Source organism: Bradyrhizobium sp. CCBAU 53415 (genome assembly GCF_028128735.1).
In the GTDB taxonomy this organism is placed as follows: domain Bacteria; phylum Pseudomonadota; class Alphaproteobacteria; order Rhizobiales; family Xanthobacteraceae; genus Bradyrhizobium.
In genome coordinates, this window is record NZ_LBJF01000018.1 from 96,971 (window position 1) to 114,189 (window position 17,219).

A 17,219-nucleotide genomic window follows, 5' to 3' on the forward strand; every position below is an offset into this window, starting at 1 on the left:
AGGATTTCAAACCCACGGGTGCCGAGCGGATCGTGTGACCATGCTCGCTGAGCTTAACCGTCGAAACTGCGCGATGGCGATGAATGGTTTCGAATTGCGTTCTCGGCTCGTGGAAAAGCTAACAACCGAAATCCAGCCTCGCCGAAGCTTCTTAAAGAGCGAAGTCGCAGTCTGCCGGTTGGGCAGGATTGCCCATAGAAAGGAGCTGATGGCTGATAGCCCATTGATCATAAATTTGGTTTCCAAAAAACTGGACGATGCGCTGCGTGTTCAACAGATCCGAGGCAATTGTTCGCCCCACAACCAATCGACGATTCGTCGGCCGCCGAAACCGGTCGCCATCTGCACAAATTTCCGATTGTCAGCCACCGCCTCGCCAATATCAGCTGCATCGGACCCGAGCGGGTGCGCCTTCATGGCTGCAAGCACGGCATCGGCCAAATCAGGCGCGACGATCGCAACGAGCTTGCCCTCATTGGCGACATGGATCGGATCGAGTCCAAGGAGTTCGCAGGTAGCCGCAACCGCGGGCTTCACCGGAATGGAGGCTTCCTGCAGACGGAACCCGAGGTTGGATTGATGCGCAATCTCGTTGAGGGTCGCGGCAAGCCCACCGCGCGTAGGGTCGCGCATCACCCGGATGCCGCTACCGCCGGCGGCAACCATGACCGCTACGAGATTATGCAACGCTGCGGAATCCGAGACGACCTCGGTTTGAAAAGAGACGTTCTGACGTTTTGACATGATCGCCACCCCATGATCGCCGAGGCTACCGGACACCAGCACACGGTCCCCGACCCTTGCCTTGTCGGCGGAGAGATCGAGCCCATCGGCCACAATCCCGATCCCGGTCGTAGAGATGAACAGACCATCCGCCTTGCCGCGCTCGACGACCTTGGTGTCTCCGGCAATGATGTGAACGCCGGCCCCGCGCGCTGCCGCGCCCATCGAATCCGCGATCGCCTTCAGATCCGAAAACCGGAAGCCCTCCTCGATGATAAAACTGGCCGACAGATAGAGGGGACGCCCGCCGGACATCGCGACATCATTGATCGTGCCGTGCACAGCCAGTGACCCGATATTGCCGCCGGGAAAGAACAGCGGCGAGACCACATAGCCGTCGGTCGTCATCACCATCCTGCCTGCCGCAACGTCAAACGCCGACTGATCATTGCAGCGGGCGAGCCATTCATTACCAAAGGCTTGGTGAAAAAGGCCGGAGATCAGCTGTGCCATGGCACGGCCCCCGGATCCGTGGGAAAGATCAACGCGTCCGTTCTCGACGTCGAGCTTGCGTTGATAGGCCTTTATGCTCATGACGTGCGCCTCAACTGTTCATCGCGAACTCGGCCATAGGTCCAATACGCCGCACAAGCGCCTTCCGATGACACCATGCAGGCCCCTATGGGAGTTTCCGGCGTGCAGACGGTTCCAAACAGCTTACAGTCGACCGGCCGCTTGGCCCCACGCAGGATCGCGCAGCACTCGCACGCCGGATTGTCTGCGACACGCAGGTCGTGGATCGCAAAACGCGTCTCGGCGTCGAATTGCGCGTAAGCCCGCTTCAGCTTCAGTCCGCTGTTGGGTACGAGTCCGAGCCCACGCCATTCAAACTGCTCACGCACTTCGAATATCTGCGATACCTCGTCCTTGGCGCGCCGATTGCCTTCGCGCGTCACCGCACGGCTGTATTGGTTCGCCACCTCGTTGCGGTCTTCGTTCACCTGCCGCACCAGCATCAGGATCGCCAACATCACGTCGAGTGGTTCAAATCCCGCGATCACGATCGGCTTGCCGAATTGTTCCGCCAGGGGCTCGTAAGGCTGCGTACCGATAATGGTGCTGACATGTGCAGGCCCGATGAAGCCGTCAATTGCGACCCCGCCGGTGTTGCGGATCTTCGGGTTATCGAGAATGCTGTGCATCGCAGAAGGTGTAAGCACGTGGTTGCAGAACACGCTGAGGCTCTTCAGCCGCTTCTTCTCCGCAATCCGGATCATCACCGCCGTCGGGGGCGTCGTGGTTTCAAATCCGATGGCAAAGAAGACCACCTCGCGGCTCGGCGCCTGTTCGGCGAGCCGGATAGCGTCGAACGTCGAGTAGACCATCCGAATGTCGGCGCCGAGCGCTTTGGCTCGCAACAGGGACTGTCCTTGCGACCCAGGCGCGCGCATCAGGTCGCCGTAGACGCACAGAGTGACCTCTGGTCGCTCGACGAGGCGGATCGCCATATCGATTCGGCTGGCGGGCAGAACGCAGACGGGACAACCGGGCCCGTGGATCATGCGGACGTTCGGCGGCAGCAGATCCTCCAGGCCGTAGCGGGAGATCGCATGAGTGTGTCCGCCGCAAAATTCCATGAACCGATAGGCTCTTTGCGAACTGACCTCGGCGCCAATCGCACGCGCAATTCCCTGCGCGATGGCCTTGTCGCGAAATTCGTCGGCATATATCATGATCGGCGCTCCCCTGCGCTGCCTAGCTCCTGCAGGAGCTCCAGCGTGCGCTTGGCTTCCGTCGGATCGATCTTGGCCAGCGCATAGCCGACATGGACAAGGACGCAATCGCCGACCTCGAGCTCGTCGATGAGAGCAATCGATATCTCCAAGCTGATGCCATCGATGGACACCATGGCCATGTCGTTGGGAAGAATTTTCGCAATCTTTGCCGGAATCGAAAGACACATATCAGGCTGTTCCTCCCCTGGCTGACGACTGTTGAGCAATCTGCAGAGCGGCAATCCAGGCCTGGCCAAGGCTCAAACCGCCATCATTGGGCGGCACCCGCCGCGGCAGCAGCGGGGTAAGGCCGGCAGCGCTGCAACCGCGCGGGATTTCATCCGCCAACACCCCGTTCAGGAAGCAGCCGCCGCTCAGAACGACGGTATTAACGCCGGTTGACCGCGCAGAGCGCGTGACCCAGTCAACGCAGGCGGCGGCGAAGGTGCCATGAAACAGCCCGGCTCCGCCCACGGCGTCAATGTCATCTGCAATCAACCGCGTAAACAGCGGACGAAGCGACAGCACGCCGGCGTCGATCGTCCAACCGGCTTCGAGAATCGCAGTCCGCCGCACCAGCGCCTCGAGCTTCATCGCCGCTTCGCCCTCATAGCTCTGTAAACTCGCAATCCCCAGCAGCGCCGCTGCCGCGTCGAACATCCGGCCCGCACTGGTCGTGGTGGCCCCGCCCGGCTGATCGAGCAAGGCCGACAAACATCCAGCCTGGCGTTGCGCCGCAAAGCGCGGCCCGATTTCATTACCCCGGCCGAGCCCGTGTAATACTGCGCTCGCCATGCGCCACGGCTCGCGAGCTGCACGATCTCCACCAGGCATTTGCAGGGGCGCTAAGTGCCCGATGCGTCGGCACCTCGGCCCTTCGCACAACAATAGTTCGCCACCCCAGTTACCGCCCTCGGAGCCAAAGCCATGGCCATCGAGCACCAGGGCAAGCGCAGGTTCCGCATGGCCATGCTCGGCGATCACTGCGGCAGCGTGTGCGTGGTGATGCTGGACGGCGACCAGCGCGCAGCCATTTGCTTCCGCAAACCGGGTAGAAGCCATATCGGGATGCAGATCATGGGCGACGACGACAGGCTCCACGTCAAGGCTCGATGTGAGGTGTCGGATCGTCTCCTCGAACGCACGAATGCCTTCGGCCGTATCCAGATCGCCAATATGCTGGGAGACGAACGCTTGGTTGTCCCGCGTGATAGTGACGGTCGATTTCAGTGCGCCGCCGACCGCGAGCACGGGGGGCACAGACTTTGCAAGCCTGATCGGTTCGGGAACATAGCCACGGGCACGACGAATGAATTGTGGCCGGCCAGCCACCACCGACACCACGGAGTCATCAGCACGCGTCAGGATATCGCGATCATGGGTCACGACAAGGTCGGCGATCCCCTTGAGCCGCCGCAGCGCCTGCGCGTTGTCGATCAGGAGCGGTTCGCCGCAAAGATTGGCACTGGTGGCCACGATGACCGGGCCGGCCCCCGCACATGCTCCTGCCGAGCAAAGCGCATGAAAGATGAGGTGATGCAGCGGCACTACAGGCAGCATGACACCCACACGTGATAAGCCAGGAGCTATGGCGGGCGCCAGATTGTTGCGCGAAGGTAGAAGGACGATGGGACGTGCTACGGATTCGAGCAGCGCAAGCTCGGGCGCGTTCGCCTCCGCGATCTCACTGACGCGCTCTATGGAATCGACCATAACCGCGAACGGCTTCTGAAGGCGCTGCTTTCTCCTGCGCAAACGCTGCACCGCGTCCTGGTTACGCGCATCGCAAAGAAGCTGGTATCCGCCCAGCCCCTTTATCGCCACGATTTGTCCCCCCGCGATTGCCGCGACAATGGTGCTGATCTCATGGCTGAGCTGCGGACCGCATGTCGGACACGCGATCGCCTCCGCATGAAACCTGCGGCTCGCAGGATCGGCATATTCGGCCGCGCAGGCGGCGCACAGCCTAAAAACCCTCATCACCGTGTTGCGGCGATCGTACGGAAGCCGTTCGGCGATGGTGTAGCGTGGGCCGCAATGGCAGCAACTGATGAAGGGGTAAAGGTAATGCCGATTTTCTGGATCGAACAGCTCACTCAGGCATTGCTGGCAGGTCGCGGCATCAGCGACGATCTGCGTTGACAATTTGCCGCCTTCGCTCGCGCCGATCGAGAAGTCTTTCGCCGCGAGCGCCGCAGTCTCCCGAACGCAGATGTGGTCGATGCGTGCCAATGGCGGCGCCTCGAGCGGCAACGTGGCGACAAACTCCGAGGCCCGGTGGCCCTCGACCTCGATCGTAACGCCCTCGGGGCCATTGATGACAAATCCCGCCAATCCGTACCGCATAGCGAGTCCATAGACATAAGGACGAAAGCCGACCCCTTGCACGGCTCCACTCACGCGCACGCGCAGCCGTGTGCGGTCGCAGGTGATTGCGGCGCTCATCGCCTTGTGTCCTCTACTGCGCGCCTTTGATGCCCCGCCTGTCTATCGATCCAGGCGTAGAGCGCGCCAAAACCCTCGCCAGTACGAGCCGAAACTACAAGCACGTCGATCTTTGGATTGACGCGTCTGGCGTATTCGATGGTCTTGCTCAAATCGAACTCAAGCAGCGGGGCCAGATCAATCTTGTTGATCACCATGAGCGAAGAAGCGGCAAACATATCAGGATATTTGAGCGGCTTGTCTTCACCTTCGGTAATCGACAAAACTACGATCTTGCAGGCCTCACCAAGATCGAAGGCTGCGGGACAGATCAGATTACCGACATTCTCGATGAAGAGAATACCGCCAGTGAGCAGCGGCAAGCGCCGATGAGCCTCGCCAATCATTGCAGCATCGAGATGGCAACCCTTACCGGTGTTGACTTGAATGGCTGGCACGCCAGCGGCCCGAATGCATTCGGCATCGTTCGAGGTCTGCTGGTCGCCTTCGATGACTCCGACCGGGCGGCTGCGCTTGAGCTCGGACACGGCGCGGACAAGCAGCGTCGTTTTACCTGCACCAGGACTCGACACGAGATTAAATACAAGCAGGTCATCGGCTACGAAGAGCGCGCGGTTGTCCGCCGCAATCCCGTTATTCTTGCCAAGAATGTCGCGCTCGATCTGAATGACCCGCTCTCTGCTCATGCCCGCGACCTTCAAGCCGGCCGGCCCGGCGCCGCCGCTCAGAAGCGCCTGCCCGCCATGAGCCTGGTGATGGGTAAAGCGATGATCGTGACTATGACTATCGCGAGCATGGTATGAACGCTGCAGGCCTTGGCCGCCATGCGGATGGGCGTAATGGCGATCGAAATCGTCCTGCACATCGGCATCGTATCGCTCATGGCTCTCCGCATCATGCGCCTTGGCGCGTTTGGTCGACGGCGTCCCTTCGGTGCAGCCGCAAACGGTACACATCAATCGATCTCCAGCTCTTTCACGCGCATCTGTTCGCCCGCGGTTACCTGCAACTGATAGCTGCCGCAGCGAGGACAGCACTCACCGCGCCGTGCAATTTCGACGCTCTTCGAACAGCTCATGCACCAGGCAACGCCTGGCAGTTCGACGATATTAAGGATCGCGCCCTCGGCAACGGTCCGCGTTGCAACGACAGCAAAGCAGAACCTGATCGCTTCAGGCGCGGCATGACTCAGCGCTCCCATCTCTAGACAGACGCTCCGCACCCGCGAAAACGATCGGTGGCGTGCCTCCTCCTCGATGATTTGAACGATGCCAAGACAAATCGCCATTTCATGCATCGCCAATTTCGCGAAAATTAAGGGCGAACCCGACGCACGGATCGAGCGATGCAATCACCGCATGGACTGCATCCCGACGTCGTCTAGCCGTCAGCACCGCGCCCTGCAGGCTGCGGACAAGCGGTCCGCGCCGGTGGAAATTCCACTCCGTCGGCGCAAGAAATTCGAAGCGGGATATCCGGCCCTGAGGATCAAGCTCAACCGCGTGGTAGAGACGCCCCCTGGCGCATTCGACCGCGGCCGCTGCACGGCCGGGCCCTAGCTTATATCTTTCGATAATCCCATTCTCCGCCGAGTCAATCTGAGCACCGGCCTTGAGCCAAGCGCATAGCCGGAGGATTTCAGCAATTCTGGCCTTCAGCCGCTCGGCCGCGCCGGATGGGCTCGGCGAGAGCCGATCACGCGTCATTTGGCGCGCCCATGGACCCGTCTCGGGTGCATGTCCGTCAAGATCGGGACAACAGCAAAATGTCGCGTCATCCACCAGCAGCCGTTTAATGACGTTGCGGTCGTCGGCAACGGACAGGAACGAGTGCTCCGCCGGAATTGGCTTCAGGTCGATCTCATCAAGCGCTGCAATGCGAAGCGCCAATGGGCTACCGGACCTCAGCGCGCCCCCCTCATTCGGCATGCCGAGCGCGGCCAGCGCAGCCACAATCCGCGCTGTTGCTTCGCGTTGAGCGGAGCCCCACGCTGGCTGTGCGCTGCCGACAAGCTCTGACATTCCCCGCATCAGGGAGCGGATTGCCCGCGCGCTGGCGATGTCTTGCGTAGGATATCCGACAAAGAGGCCCCGTAGCAATTCCGCTATGCGCTCGGTAACGATAAGCGCAATACGATGCTGTTTTGTTGTGCGCGTGATCGCTTCGTCGCGCGCCGTCTCGATCGCGGACAGCAGTGCGGTTTGCTGCGCAGCGGCACACAACGAGAAGAGCCGCGGCAGTACGTTGAGCAGTGACGAGGCCTGTTTGCCGGCGAACAGCCGCGCCAGCGGCGGCCGGACTCGCGGCAGGATCTCAACTGCGGCGACTACGTCGGCAGCAAACGATACGGTGACATCGATTTTGTTGCTGGCAGCGAGGCTCATGCGCACCGCACCGCCATCATCCCGCGCAAGATATGCCGGCGGTCGCTGTGCGCGCGCCGTCTGCGGGATCCCACTCGATGCCGAATGTTCTCCAAGCTCTTCATGTGAAGTACGCCTTGATAATTTCCTTCATGCGTTCGGCAGAGTCCTGGAAATCCTCGTCGGCAGCCAACGCAATAATCGGCACGCCGCCGACCTCAAGCGTATCAAGGATGATGTTGTCCGTAGAATTGAAGAACTGCACCGACCAGACGTTCCTGATCCTGGTCGCCTGCACTCGGCACGTGCCGTAGCCGCGGACGACGAGTTGGAGCGGGCCGTTGCCCACGCTTTGCTGCAGGAACGCCAGGTCGATAACGCTCATCGGCAGCAATGTGAGATTGATGACATGCGCGCGCATGCCAAAGCGCCAGACACGCGCACGCTCGCGTATTTCCGCCAGCACCGGTTGCACGTTCATCGCGCCGTCCGGCGCCGCGCCGATCACAAGGTCGGCGGACGTCAGGTCAGTTGCGGCGCGCCCTACAATCTGCGGAATCGCCCCGACCTCAACATATTCGTGCGCCGGATCGCTCCCGATGCGCACGCGCCAGATTCCGGCAAGCACGGACTCCCGGATTTGCGCCAAAGAGCCATCTGGCAGCGCAACCACGCCGGCGACCTCACCTTCTCCGAGCACTTCGCCAATCAGCTTGCGCTCGGGATCGTTGAGATGCGCGAGTCCGTACAGTTGCGTCCGAGCGCCGCTTCTCTGGCAGCCAACGGCAGCGGCGGCATTCGATAACAGCGCGGTGGCATTTGGATAGTTTCGGGCAAGCTCGTCGCCATCGTGCCAGGCGCGCTTGGCGAGCGCACTCGTCAATCCGCTATGGAATACATCGAGACTTTCCGAGGCCGTGGGAAGCTCGCTCGCGGCCCGCTCGGCGCCGTCGAATACAACGCGGATCGCTGTTTTCATGATGCGATGTTCCGTTTGGTGTATCGAGAGGCAATGCACTTGCCAACCCAAGTGCTGCCGGCGTGTGGCCGAACGACCGGTACCAAGATGCGGTCGATCGTGACCAGACGGACCGGTCTCTTGCCGATCAGTCGGAGTGTATCGTGCCGCTGGCAAAGGATCGGCGTCGAGAAGCCATGCAGGCCGAGCCGGCCCACCAGTTCGCCACCAATGCCGCACGCAGGCACTGCGCCTAGCATGCGCTGCCGAAACGCCTTGACCATTTCAGGAAGGACGAATGCGAGCTGAATGATCCGGAGCAAATATAGGGGATCGGCCGCCGACAGCGGCATCACGGCCGCCCTCACGGGAGCGTGCGCGGCCGGGTGCGCATCGATGCTGACGCTCTTCACCTCGGACGGACCGGGCCGCGCCAGATCATGCTGCGCCGGCTGCAACTTCATCACACGCCTTTCTGATTATCTTCGGTCTGATAGCAGGGTATTAGCAAGGCACATGCCAATCAGCGTCTGGCCGCGACTCCCGCTCTAAACAACGGCCCGAGCGCCTTGCATCTTCCATGCAAAGGTTACGAGCGATGGAATTCATTCGTGAGCAAGCGTAGTCGGGCAACCGGCGAGCGGAACTACTAGCGTAGGTGCTCCGGCAACTGCGGCTCATGACCGATCAAGTCCGCAAAGAAGCGATCGCAGCCCTGGCCGTTGAGGCTGGCCTCAAGCCCGTCAAGTGCTTCCGAGATCAGCCTTGCTTCATCCTCGTCCAAAAGCCGCACCGCGCTGTCGATATGAACGAGCACCTTGGCGCCTACCGAGGCGTCGGAGAGCAGCATGACCGAGACGCGCCGCTGTTCATTGCCATACTCGCACAGCGCCGTGATGCCGTCGGTCTCGACAATCGTCATTGGCAAGCCAAGGCACATGGTCAGTCGCGGGTCGCTAGATCGGCTGCGCCCTCATCTCATAATTTGCATGGTCGATATTGTTCGCCAACAGCCGTTCTGATGCAGGCAGCGGCGCGGTCCGCGGTTTTACCGGCGAGTCCCACTGCGCCAGGAGTTTGCAAGCCAGTTCAATCGCAGGCGCAATCTGAAAGCGTACTGGCGCGGTCAGCGGACCGCCCCAATGCTCTAGGTCCAGCGGCTGACAGCCGATGAGAGCGAGCTCGCGCGGCCGGCGGCCAAGCAGGTCGGCCGCACTCAAGACCTCCTGAAACCCAGTCTGATGCAGGCTCACCTTCTTGGCCGCGGTAAATTTTGGCACTTCGTCATCTCGCACAAGCTTCAACTGCCCGGGTAACAATCCATAGTCGATGGCATCGAACACGATTAGGCAATCGGCCTGCACAAGAAAACTGACGAGGTAGAGCCCCTGCGTGCCGCCATCGAGGACGGTGACGTTGTCATCGATGGCGTAGCGGCGATGAAACTCCTCGACCACCCGCACGCCGAATCCCTCATCGGCCCACAGGATATTGCCGATGCCGAGCACCAGGATCCTTTTCTTGTTTTCTGGATTGCGCATCCCCTTCCCAGTCAATCGCGAAACCTCGCGCTCACCCGATATCATAGAAGAGATGCTCCGGCGCGAGGTGTGTTTTCCCGGATCACCGCGTAGATGTGGACCAGCGCAAAGGTCGCAATCACCCACAGGCCGAGATGATGCCAGGTATGAACGTCCTGACTGTTCGGCCAAATTGAAAATACCCAGCCGAACAGCTTGTACTGCCAGCTGTCAGTACCGGCACCCTGCCCATAAAGGGCAAAGCCTGTGACGACCACAAACGTGATCGTCTGCGTAAACATGAAGAACATTGCGAGCTGCGCAAGGCGTTTGTGCCCGACGCGCCTCTCGGGCTCAACTGTAAGGAACGCATACCAGCGAATCTCGTGGTACACCTCGCGCCAAAAGCACCTGCGCCAGAGCGGCACCCAAAAGATCTGCATGGCATGCGCGTTTCCCATTAACGCCCAGTAGATGCGCAGAAGAAAGCCGACGCTGAGCACATATCCCGCCGAGAAATGAGCAAAGCGGATGTAGCCGAACAGGAAATTGCCGCTTGCCTCTCCCCACATCGCCGGTGTCCCAGTTCCAATGAGATAGCCGGTTAAACTCAGCATCAGAATGGCCGCCGCATTGACCCAATGCCACAGTCGCACGGGCGCGTAGGCGACGCGATCGCGGATGCTGCGTCCAGTCGGTGCCGCATCGACGGCGGCAAGGAGCTTCCGAGCCTTGTCCAGCATGTCCCTAACGAACTCTGACTGAAGCCATTTCTTGGCCGTCAGGACTCATCAGGTGGGTCGAGCAAGCCAAGCACGGATCAAAGGAATGGATGGTGCGCAAGATCTCCAGGGGACGCTGCGGATCGGCCATCGGGGTACCGATCAGGGAGGCTTCAAAAGCGCCAATATTGCCCTTGGGATCGCGAGGAGATCCGTTCCACGTCGTCGGCACGACACATTGATAATTGTCGATCTTGGCGTCCTTGATCTTGATCCAGTGCCCGAGTGCACCGCGCGGCGCCTCAGTGAACCCGTAGCCCTTGGCCTCCTTGCGCCAGCTTTCCGGCTTCCATCTGCTGACATTGGCAGTTGCCGTATTGCCTGCCTTGATGTGGATTACCAGCTTATCCTGGAAATAACGCATCTGATGCGCCGCCCACTGGCATTCGAGCGCCCGCGCGGCAGTACGGCCGAGCGTCGAGAACAGCGCGGTCAGGGGAAGATTGAGCCCCTTGAGCAGTCTCTCGGCCGGCTCCTTGAACTCGGCTTTGCCTTGCGCATAACCGATAATGTATCGCGCCAACGGCCCGACCTCCACGGCGTGGCCGCGCCAGCGCGGCGCTTTGATCCAGGAATACTTGCCGCCTTCGTCGAGTTCCTTGATATCTGTCTTGCTGCCTTTGAGTTTTGGCCCAAGTTCAAAACTCGGCTCGGTGATGCCGTCCCAGGGATGCAGTCCACAGCAATCGTTGGGGTATTTATACCATGAATGCACGACGAATTCCTGGATCTGCTCGGGATCACCATGGTCGATCGGCAGTATCTCTTTGAGATTGCCACCAAGAATGACCCCGCGCGGCAGCTTGAAGCTTTTGGCGGAACAGTCATTTGCGTTTTCGGGGATGTCGCCATAGGACATCACGCTTTTGCTCGAAAGTCCGCCGCCATGGAGCCAGTCCTTATAGAACGAGCAGATCGCGGCAATGTCGGGCAGGTAGACCTGTTCGATAAACTCGATCGAACGGTCGACGATCGAGGACACGATGTTCAGTCGCTCCATATTGATCGCACCCACCGCACCAGTTCCGTCGATGTTGATCGCGCAGGGCACGCCGCCGACCAGCCAGTTCGGATGCGGGTTCTTGCCACCATAGATAGCTTGGATTTTGACGATCTCCTTCTGGAAGTCGAGCGCTTCCAGATAGTGTGCTACAGCCATCAGGTTGGCTTCCGGTGGCAGCTTGTAGGCCGGATGCCCCCAATAGCCATTCTTGAACGGACCGTGTTGCCCTGATCCGAAGAATTTGGTGAGCCGGATCTGCACATCCTTAAAATAGCCAGGGGACGACAGCGGCCAGGGCGAGATAGACTGCGCCAGCGCGGAGGTCGACTTGGGATCGGCCTTGAGCGCGGAAACCACGTCGACCCAATCAAGCGCGTGCAGGTGATAGAAATGTACGAGGTGATCATGCACGAGCAGGCACAGCTGCATGATGTTGCGGATCGAATTGGCATTCTCCGGAATCGCAATTCCTAGCGCATTTTCAACCGCGCGCACGGAGGTGAGCGCATGGGTGCCGGTGCAGACCCCGCAAATCCGCTCGGTGAATGCCCAGGCGTCGCGCGGATCGCGCCCGCGCAGGATGACTTCGATGCCACGCCACATCGTTCCGCTTGAGACCGCATTGCGGATCACATTGTCGGAATCGAGATTGGCTTCGATGCGCAGGTGGCCTTCGATCCGCGTCAGCGGATCGATGACGATTCGCCTGCCGGAACGATCGAGATTGAACCCATTCGGCGTCTGGACGGCCACCGTCGCCCCCTCCTCAACTCGGTTTACTTTCGTGGGCTGCGCGATCCGGCTTGTGAATGAACCGCTTCACGGCGGTGACCGCCGCATGGGCAGCGACGGCTAGCCCAACCACGCCGGCAGCGGCCATGCCAATCTGGTCGGCGTTCTCCTCGATGCCGAACTGCTTGATGGTTGTGAGTCGGTCGTAAAATGACCCTTTATCCCAGAAGCCGTCTTCGGAGCAGCCGAAGCAGCCGTGGCCGGATTGAATCGGAAAGGAAACGCCACCGTTCCACCGAAGGGCCGAACAGGCATTGTAGGTGGTTGGTCCCTTGCAGCCCATCTTGTACAGGCAATAGCCCTTGCGTGCATACTTATCGTCCCACTCTTCGACAAATTGGCCAGCGTCGAAGTGGGAACGCCGATAGCACTTGTCGTGAATGCGCTCGGAATAAAACATACTTGGACGCCCTTGGCGATCGAGCTCCGGAAGCTTTCCGAACGTGGTGATGAAAGTCACGAGGCCACTCATGACCTCTGCGATCGGCGGGCACCCGGGCACCTTGATGATCGGCTTGTTGGTGATCACCTTATCGATCGGCGCCGCGCCAGTCGGATTGGGCTTGGCCACTTGCACGCATCCCCAGGACGCACACGTGCCCCAAGCGATGATCGCCATGGACTCTTCCGCCATGGACCTGAGCTTTTCAACGAACGGCTTGCCGCCGTCAATGCAGAACATGCCACCCTCGTTCAGCGGCGGATTGCCTTCGACGGCGAGCACATACCTGCCTTTGTGCTTGGCACGTGTTTCCTCCAGGATGGCTTCGGCCTGGTGTCCTGCCGCCGCCATGATCGTATCGTCATAGTCGAGCGAAATCATCGACAGCAGCGCGTCCTTGATCAAGGGATGGGCCGAGCGGATAAAGCTTTCCGAGCAGCAGGTACACTCGAGCCCGTGCAGCCAGATGACGGGCACACGCGGCTTGGTTTCCAGGGCGCTGGCAATACTGCTTGCGGCGAGCGGACTAAGTCCCAAGCTCGCGGCCGTCAAACTGCAGAATTTGTGGAAACTACGACGCGTGATACCCTGACGTCTGATCACGCTGTAGAACGTTTCCGTTGCACCAGCCATGAAGCCTTCCATGTGAGTGTCGTCGGCCGTAACGAATTGCTGACGTTCAGCAAGAAACAGGCCACCGAAGCGAAACACTTGACAGATACCAAGCCACCGCTTCGGGATTTGCGGATTGTCGCACTCAGCCGGCGAGCCACAAGCTGCGCCATTGATCTGTCATGCTAATGGTGTCCGGTTTTGGACATCGATGTGAGAACTTCAACAGAGTAGCACGATGGTTCACCACTGCACGGCGACTACGTCATAACGCTCTTGCACGACCACAACACTTAGGCGTCATGCCGATTGTTCAATAGAATTGGTGCAGTTGACGGGCAACGCACTGCCGCCGGTTTCAATCAGACTTGCCGATTGCCGACCAACGGGGCGTTAAAGCCGCTCATAGTTGCAACTGCGCAAACGGCCCGCACCAAAGCGGCTGTCGAGCGACGAAGAAAAGCTGCAATGGATTGAGCCGCGATGCGCACGCTACCTTCAATTTTTAGGTCTGATCAATCCGATCTGCCTTATTGAAAGCGGCTCGCCGCACGGCATCGCTACAGGATCGTGGACAAGGACGTTCAGCTATCATCTACGAGCGTAGTCGCGCTAGCCAATCGGTTGCAAGCGCGATCGTTTTGGCGCATCGCGACACCAGACTCGCCTGCGAGAGTTTCTGCGCGATAGCGGAGGCGATCTCGTTTTTGAAGCACCGGCGCGATCCGGCCGACGCGGATAGCAGGCGACGGCACCGACTTTCTGTCGACATCGATCCGTACTAGCAACACTGTCCGCCTGCTATCCAAACCGATTTCATCGAGCCTTTCGACGGAAGGCGAATTATCGGATTATTGCAGCATAGGCGATATACTGGACTTGTTCGCGGTAGTACTTCCGGATTTCTCCGGGTGCCGCCGTTCCAACCACCACGACCAGACGCTCCTTTGGATCGCAGAAAAATTGTGTCCCGTAGGCGCCGGTCCAGCTGAACTCACCTGGATTGCCCGGAACCGCCGAGAGACCCTCGGTTGTGCGTACAGCCACTCCGAGCCCGAAGCCGAAGCCGGCACGGTGCGCCTCCACATCGGCGACCTTATTTTTGATCTCTGGCCCGAGGTGGTTGGAGATCATGTGGCGCACCGTCTTCGGACCGAGAATGCGCTGCCCCTCGAGCTCCCCGCCGTTGAGCAGCATTTGTCCAAAGCGTACGTAGTCACCGACTGTCGCAAATGCGCAGGCTCCCGCGCAGTCAAACTTCGTTGGACTTTCGAGGAGCTCGATGTCTTGAGGCTTTCCCGTCAGCGGATCGTCTGGAAATGGATGCGCCAGGCGCTCGCGTTGGGATCCCGACAAATGGAAAGTGGTATTCCGATGGGCTTCCACACGTTGCCGGCAAGATAGTCGCCCAATCGCTGTTCGCTGACCTGTTCCACGACAGCTCCCAGCACATCGGTCGAGAAGCCGTATTCGAATTCCGTCCCCGGTTGGTGCGCTAGCGGCAGCTTGGTAATGGCTTCGATGAACGCCTGCTTATCGCCCCTTAGTGGCGGAGCGGCGAAATCGGGATAGAGACGCGCCACTTGGTTTGAGCTGTCGGGGGCGCGCCATAGGTGAGCCCGGATGTGTGGCGATATAGATCGTGGATATAGATCGGAGAACTCTGCGTTTGAAATTCTAATGAGCCGTCATGCTGTGGCACTCCCACCTTCATGTTTGCGAATTCGGGGTAGTAATCCGTAAGCTTGGCCTGTAGAGGCAGGCGACCTTGCTCCATGAGGATAAGCCCCGCAACAGCCACCATCGGTTTGGTCATAGACGCAAGCGCGAACATCGCATCGAGCCGCATCGACCTTCCTTTTGCAGGATCGAGTTGCCCCTACGCCTTTAGTGAGTCAGCTTGCCGTCTCTGGCGATTGCAACCACCGCGCCCGGCACGCGTTTACTCGCGACCTCGCGAGCGAAGAACTCGTCTAGCATGGCGAGGCGCTGCTGAGAAACGCCGACATCATCGGCCGTCGCTTCGGGCAGAGGCGCGGGGTGCACTGAATTGAAGCCGATTCCAGCAGCCGCCGCGGCCATAACAAGCTTATTCATTCTAGCCTCGCAAGGATGGATAGACCCGGCTTGCAATACTGCTGCTCGGTCCTGATCGGATATGTCCGGCCGGCAAGCCTAAGACGGTTCTATTCGGCTTGGTGCGCTTGCGCTCATGTGGCCCTTCCTGGCGCAGTGTCTGTCGATGAGGGCTAAGGTGAAGATTGCCGCAAAGGCGAATATCACCATACCGCCGGCAACCACACTCGCCTCGCGCCAGCGCGATGCTTGGACGTAGTCTACGACATACGCTGACAACACCTTAGTGCGCCCAGGAATGTTGCCGCCGATCATCATCACGACGCCGAATGTGCCGATCGTATGAGAAAAGCCAACCACGGCGGCTTTAACAAACTCCAGTCGCGCCAGCGGCCCGCTGATGGTAATGAAGGCATACAACGACGAAACGCACCCCGTAGTTTCCAACGGGCGATCGCCTATCGCAACAAAGGCGTTACGGATCGGCTGCACCACCAACGGCAGCGCCGAGAGGACCGATCCGACCACGATTCCTGCGAAGGTAAAAGCGAGCGTGCTCTCGCCCCAGAAAGAGGCGAGTACGCCACCCGGTCCGTTGGGGCCGAGCAACACGAGTACGCAAAAACCGAGAGCCGTCGGCGGTAGCACCAGCGGCAGGATCATCATCGTCGCCACCATCTCGCTCAAAAGAGTCTTTGAGCGCGCTAGCCACCAAGCGAGGGGCACACCAATCACGAGGAGGATCACGGTCGTCACGCTGGCGAGCTCGATCGTGAGCGCAACGGATTGCGCAATCTCTGGCGAAAAGGCATCCATGTGCGTCAGGCCAACAGTGCGGGCAGGTCGCCGTGTCGGCACAGTGATCGCCTGCACCTCCGCCTCGTCACGGGATGTGGGGCGGATCGCCCTTTCGTCGCGCGGCACTTCGTGGCGGCCGCCACATTCACGCGCATCGTTTCTGCGATCAAGGGCAGCATCGCAAGCCTCATCGGCAACTCCTGTGACCGAGCCACTTCCGTCCATCTGACGGCGGAAGCTCCTCGTTCGTCATCAGCAATTCCTGTGCCGCGTGCGAGCTGTGGCGCGCTCTATGCTGAACGTGCGAGATTCGCATTGACGCCAACGTCACTGTGGCGTGAACTAACGCTCTGTCAGATTTCTGGCATCTTTGTTCCCGAGCAGACAGCGACACGCCGCGCAACGAAACGGCAGATTTTGACGCCCCGAGAGATGCCTGTTCGATTCGTCGATGGCTCAAACGCCGCACTCGCCGCGCTGGCAATGGAACGGATCGCAAGAAACTACCGCTTGGCAGCAACGCGAAGATCTAGCTGAGAAATCATCGCACGATGCCTCTGCGAGGCGGAAAAAGGCGAGAGGGGCCGAGAGCGAAGGCCGCCTCTCGACCAACCTGCCCAATGCGCATCGTTAGCACAGGCCTGGAGAGCAATGCCCCGTGCACGAAGGAGCTTTGCCGCTAACGACAACGCAGTGCATCCATCAAAGATTTTTTCCGCGCAATCGAGTTCCTAAAGCAGGCTTCCATCGCGCGGATGGCTACAATCCACACTATCAATTTTACTAATGTCACATGCTGTTGCATCCATCTCAGCAATCGGCGCATATCGATCGCGCTAGGGTTCCGGGCCGAGACGTGACTCCGCTCATGCGCCCAGCCGATCAAGCTGTCACGCTGCAACTTCTTGTTCGACCTTGCAAAGGCAGCAC

14 protein-coding genes and 2 pseudogenes are annotated in these 17,219 nt (G+C 59.8%); all 16 read right to left on the reverse strand.

The features are described from left to right. Positions 1-270: 270 nt before the first annotated feature. The 16 genes and pseudogenes from hypE to XH87_RS11110 all read right to left on the reverse strand — a co-directional run bounded on the left by hypE (position 271) and on the right by XH87_RS11110 (position 16,307). Complete coding sequence (gene hypE / locus XH87_RS11035) at positions 271-1,317, reverse strand: hydrogenase expression/formation protein HypE (protein ID WP_271587290.1); 1,047 nt, start codon at positions 1,315-1,317, stop codon at positions 271-273. Beyond that, positions 1,314-2,456 (reverse strand): hydrogenase formation protein HypD, encoded by a 1,143-nt coding sequence (gene hypD, locus XH87_RS11040; RefSeq protein ID WP_271587291.1) that lies wholly within the window; start codon positions 2,454-2,456, stop codon positions 1,314-1,316. Before hypD ends, hypE begins: the two co-directional genes overlap by 4 nt. Further along, positions 2,453-2,632, reverse strand: a complete 180-nt coding sequence (locus tag XH87_RS11045) for a HypC/HybG/HupF family hydrogenase formation chaperone (RefSeq protein ID WP_333909179.1) — start codon at positions 2,630-2,632, stop codon at positions 2,453-2,455. The genes hypD and XH87_RS11045 overlap by 4 nt, the downstream gene beginning before the upstream one ends. A 55-nt stretch (positions 2,633-2,687) precedes the next feature. After that, complete coding sequence (hypF, locus tag XH87_RS11050; RefSeq protein ID WP_271587292.1) at positions 2,688-4,943, reverse strand: carbamoyltransferase HypF; 2,256 nt, start codon at positions 4,941-4,943, stop codon at positions 2,688-2,690. Then, positions 4,940-5,899, reverse strand: coding sequence for a hydrogenase nickel incorporation protein HypB (gene hypB / locus XH87_RS11055; RefSeq protein WP_271587293.1), 960 nt, complete (start codon positions 5,897-5,899; stop codon positions 4,940-4,942). The genes hypF and hypB overlap by 4 nt, the downstream gene beginning before the upstream one ends. Further along, positions 5,899-6,240 (reverse strand): hydrogenase maturation nickel metallochaperone HypA, encoded by a 342-nt coding sequence (gene hypA, locus XH87_RS11060; RefSeq protein WP_271587294.1) that lies wholly within the window; start codon positions 6,238-6,240, stop codon positions 5,899-5,901. The genes hypB and hypA overlap by 1 nt, the downstream gene beginning before the upstream one ends. Further along, positions 6,233-7,327, reverse strand: a complete 1,095-nt coding sequence (locus XH87_RS11065) for a hypothetical protein (protein ID WP_271587295.1) — start codon at positions 7,325-7,327, stop codon at positions 6,233-6,235. Before XH87_RS11065 ends, hypA begins: the two co-directional genes overlap by 8 nt. Before the next feature lie 100 nt (positions 7,328-7,427). Beyond that, entirely contained in the window at positions 7,428-8,285 is an 858-nt protein-coding gene (locus XH87_RS11070) for a hydrogenase expression/formation protein (protein ID WP_271587296.1), read from the reverse strand. After that, the gene (locus tag XH87_RS11075; RefSeq protein ID WP_271587297.1) at positions 8,282-8,728 is read right to left on the reverse strand and encodes a hypothetical protein; all 447 of its coding nucleotides are present in this window, start codon (positions 8,726-8,728) and stop codon (positions 8,282-8,284) included. Before XH87_RS11075 ends, XH87_RS11070 begins: the two co-directional genes overlap by 4 nt. 185 nt (positions 8,729-8,913) lie before the next feature. Continuing rightward, entirely contained in the window at positions 8,914-9,204 is a 291-nt protein-coding gene (locus XH87_RS11080; protein WP_271587298.1) for a HypC/HybG/HupF family hydrogenase formation chaperone, read from the reverse strand. Between the two features lie 16 nt (positions 9,205-9,220). Further along, complete coding sequence (locus tag XH87_RS11085; protein WP_271587361.1) at positions 9,221-9,805, reverse strand: HyaD/HybD family hydrogenase maturation endopeptidase; 585 nt, start codon at positions 9,803-9,805, stop codon at positions 9,221-9,223. Between the two features lie 24 nt (positions 9,806-9,829). Continuing rightward, a pseudogene (cybH, locus tag XH87_RS11090) lies at positions 9,830-10,527 on the reverse strand (Ni/Fe-hydrogenase, b-type cytochrome subunit); the annotation flags it as partial. Positions 10,528-10,531: 4 nt separating this feature from the next. Next, entirely contained in the window at positions 10,532-12,322 is a 1,791-nt protein-coding gene (locus XH87_RS11095; protein WP_271587299.1) for a nickel-dependent hydrogenase large subunit, read from the reverse strand. Positions 12,323-12,335: 13 nt separating this feature from the next. After that, complete coding sequence (locus XH87_RS11100) at positions 12,336-13,436, reverse strand: hydrogenase small subunit (protein ID WP_271587362.1); 1,101 nt, start codon at positions 13,434-13,436, stop codon at positions 12,336-12,338. Between the two features lie 822 nt (positions 13,437-14,258). Continuing rightward, positions 14,259-15,512 (reverse strand): annotated as a pseudogene (locus tag XH87_RS11105) (serine hydrolase domain-containing protein). Positions 15,513-15,590: 78 nt separating this feature from the next. Next, positions 15,591-16,307, reverse strand: coding sequence for a molybdate ABC transporter permease subunit (locus tag XH87_RS11110; RefSeq protein ID WP_271587363.1), 717 nt, complete (start codon positions 16,305-16,307; stop codon positions 15,591-15,593). Positions 16,308-17,219 lie beyond the last annotated feature (912 nt).

What these genes read in the sequence shown, in the direction of transcription:
- XH87_RS11085 (WP_271587361.1), bottom strand. Translation starts at nt 9,805, where the DNA reads ATGCGCAATCCAGAAAACAAGAAAAGGATCCTGGTGCTCGGCATCGGC.
- hypA (WP_271587294.1), bottom strand. Translation starts at nt 6,240, where the DNA reads ATGCATGAAATGGCGATTTGTCTTGGCATCGTTCAAATCATCGAGGAG.
- hypE (WP_271587290.1), bottom strand. Translation starts at nt 1,317, where the DNA reads ATGAGCATAAAGGCCTATCAACGCAAGCTCGACGTCGAGAACGGACGC.
- XH87_RS11100 (WP_271587362.1), bottom strand. Translation starts at nt 13,436, where the DNA reads ATGGCTGGTGCAACGGAAACGTTCTACAGCGTGATCAGACGTCAGGGT.
- hypB (WP_271587293.1), bottom strand. Translation starts at nt 5,899, where the DNA reads ATGTGTACCGTTTGCGGCTGCACCGAAGGGACGCCGTCGACCAAACGC.
- XH87_RS11065 (WP_271587295.1), bottom strand. Translation starts at nt 7,327, where the DNA reads ATGAGCCTCGCTGCCAGCAACAAAATCGATGTCACCGTATCGTTTGCT.
- XH87_RS11075 (WP_271587297.1), bottom strand. Translation starts at nt 8,728, where the DNA reads ATGAAGTTGCAGCCGGCGCAGCATGATCTGGCGCGGCCCGGTCCGTCC.
- XH87_RS11070 (WP_271587296.1), bottom strand. Translation starts at nt 8,285, where the DNA reads ATGAAAACAGCGATCCGCGTTGTATTCGACGGCGCCGAGCGGGCCGCG.
- hypF (WP_271587292.1), bottom strand. Translation starts at nt 4,943, where the DNA reads ATGAGCGCCGCAATCACCTGCGACCGCACACGGCTGCGCGTGCGCGTG.
- XH87_RS11110 (WP_271587363.1), bottom strand. Translation starts at nt 16,307, where the DNA reads ATGGATGCCTTTTCGCCAGAGATTGCGCAATCCGTTGCGCTCACGATC.
- XH87_RS11080 (WP_271587298.1), bottom strand. Translation starts at nt 9,204, where the DNA reads ATGTGCCTTGGCTTGCCAATGACGATTGTCGAGACCGACGGCATCACG.
- XH87_RS11045 (WP_333909179.1), bottom strand. Translation starts at nt 2,632, where the DNA reads ATGGTGTCCATCGATGGCATCAGCTTGGAGATATCGATTGCTCTCATC.
- hypD (WP_271587291.1), bottom strand. Translation starts at nt 2,456, where the DNA reads ATGATATATGCCGACGAATTTCGCGACAAGGCCATCGCGCAGGGAATT.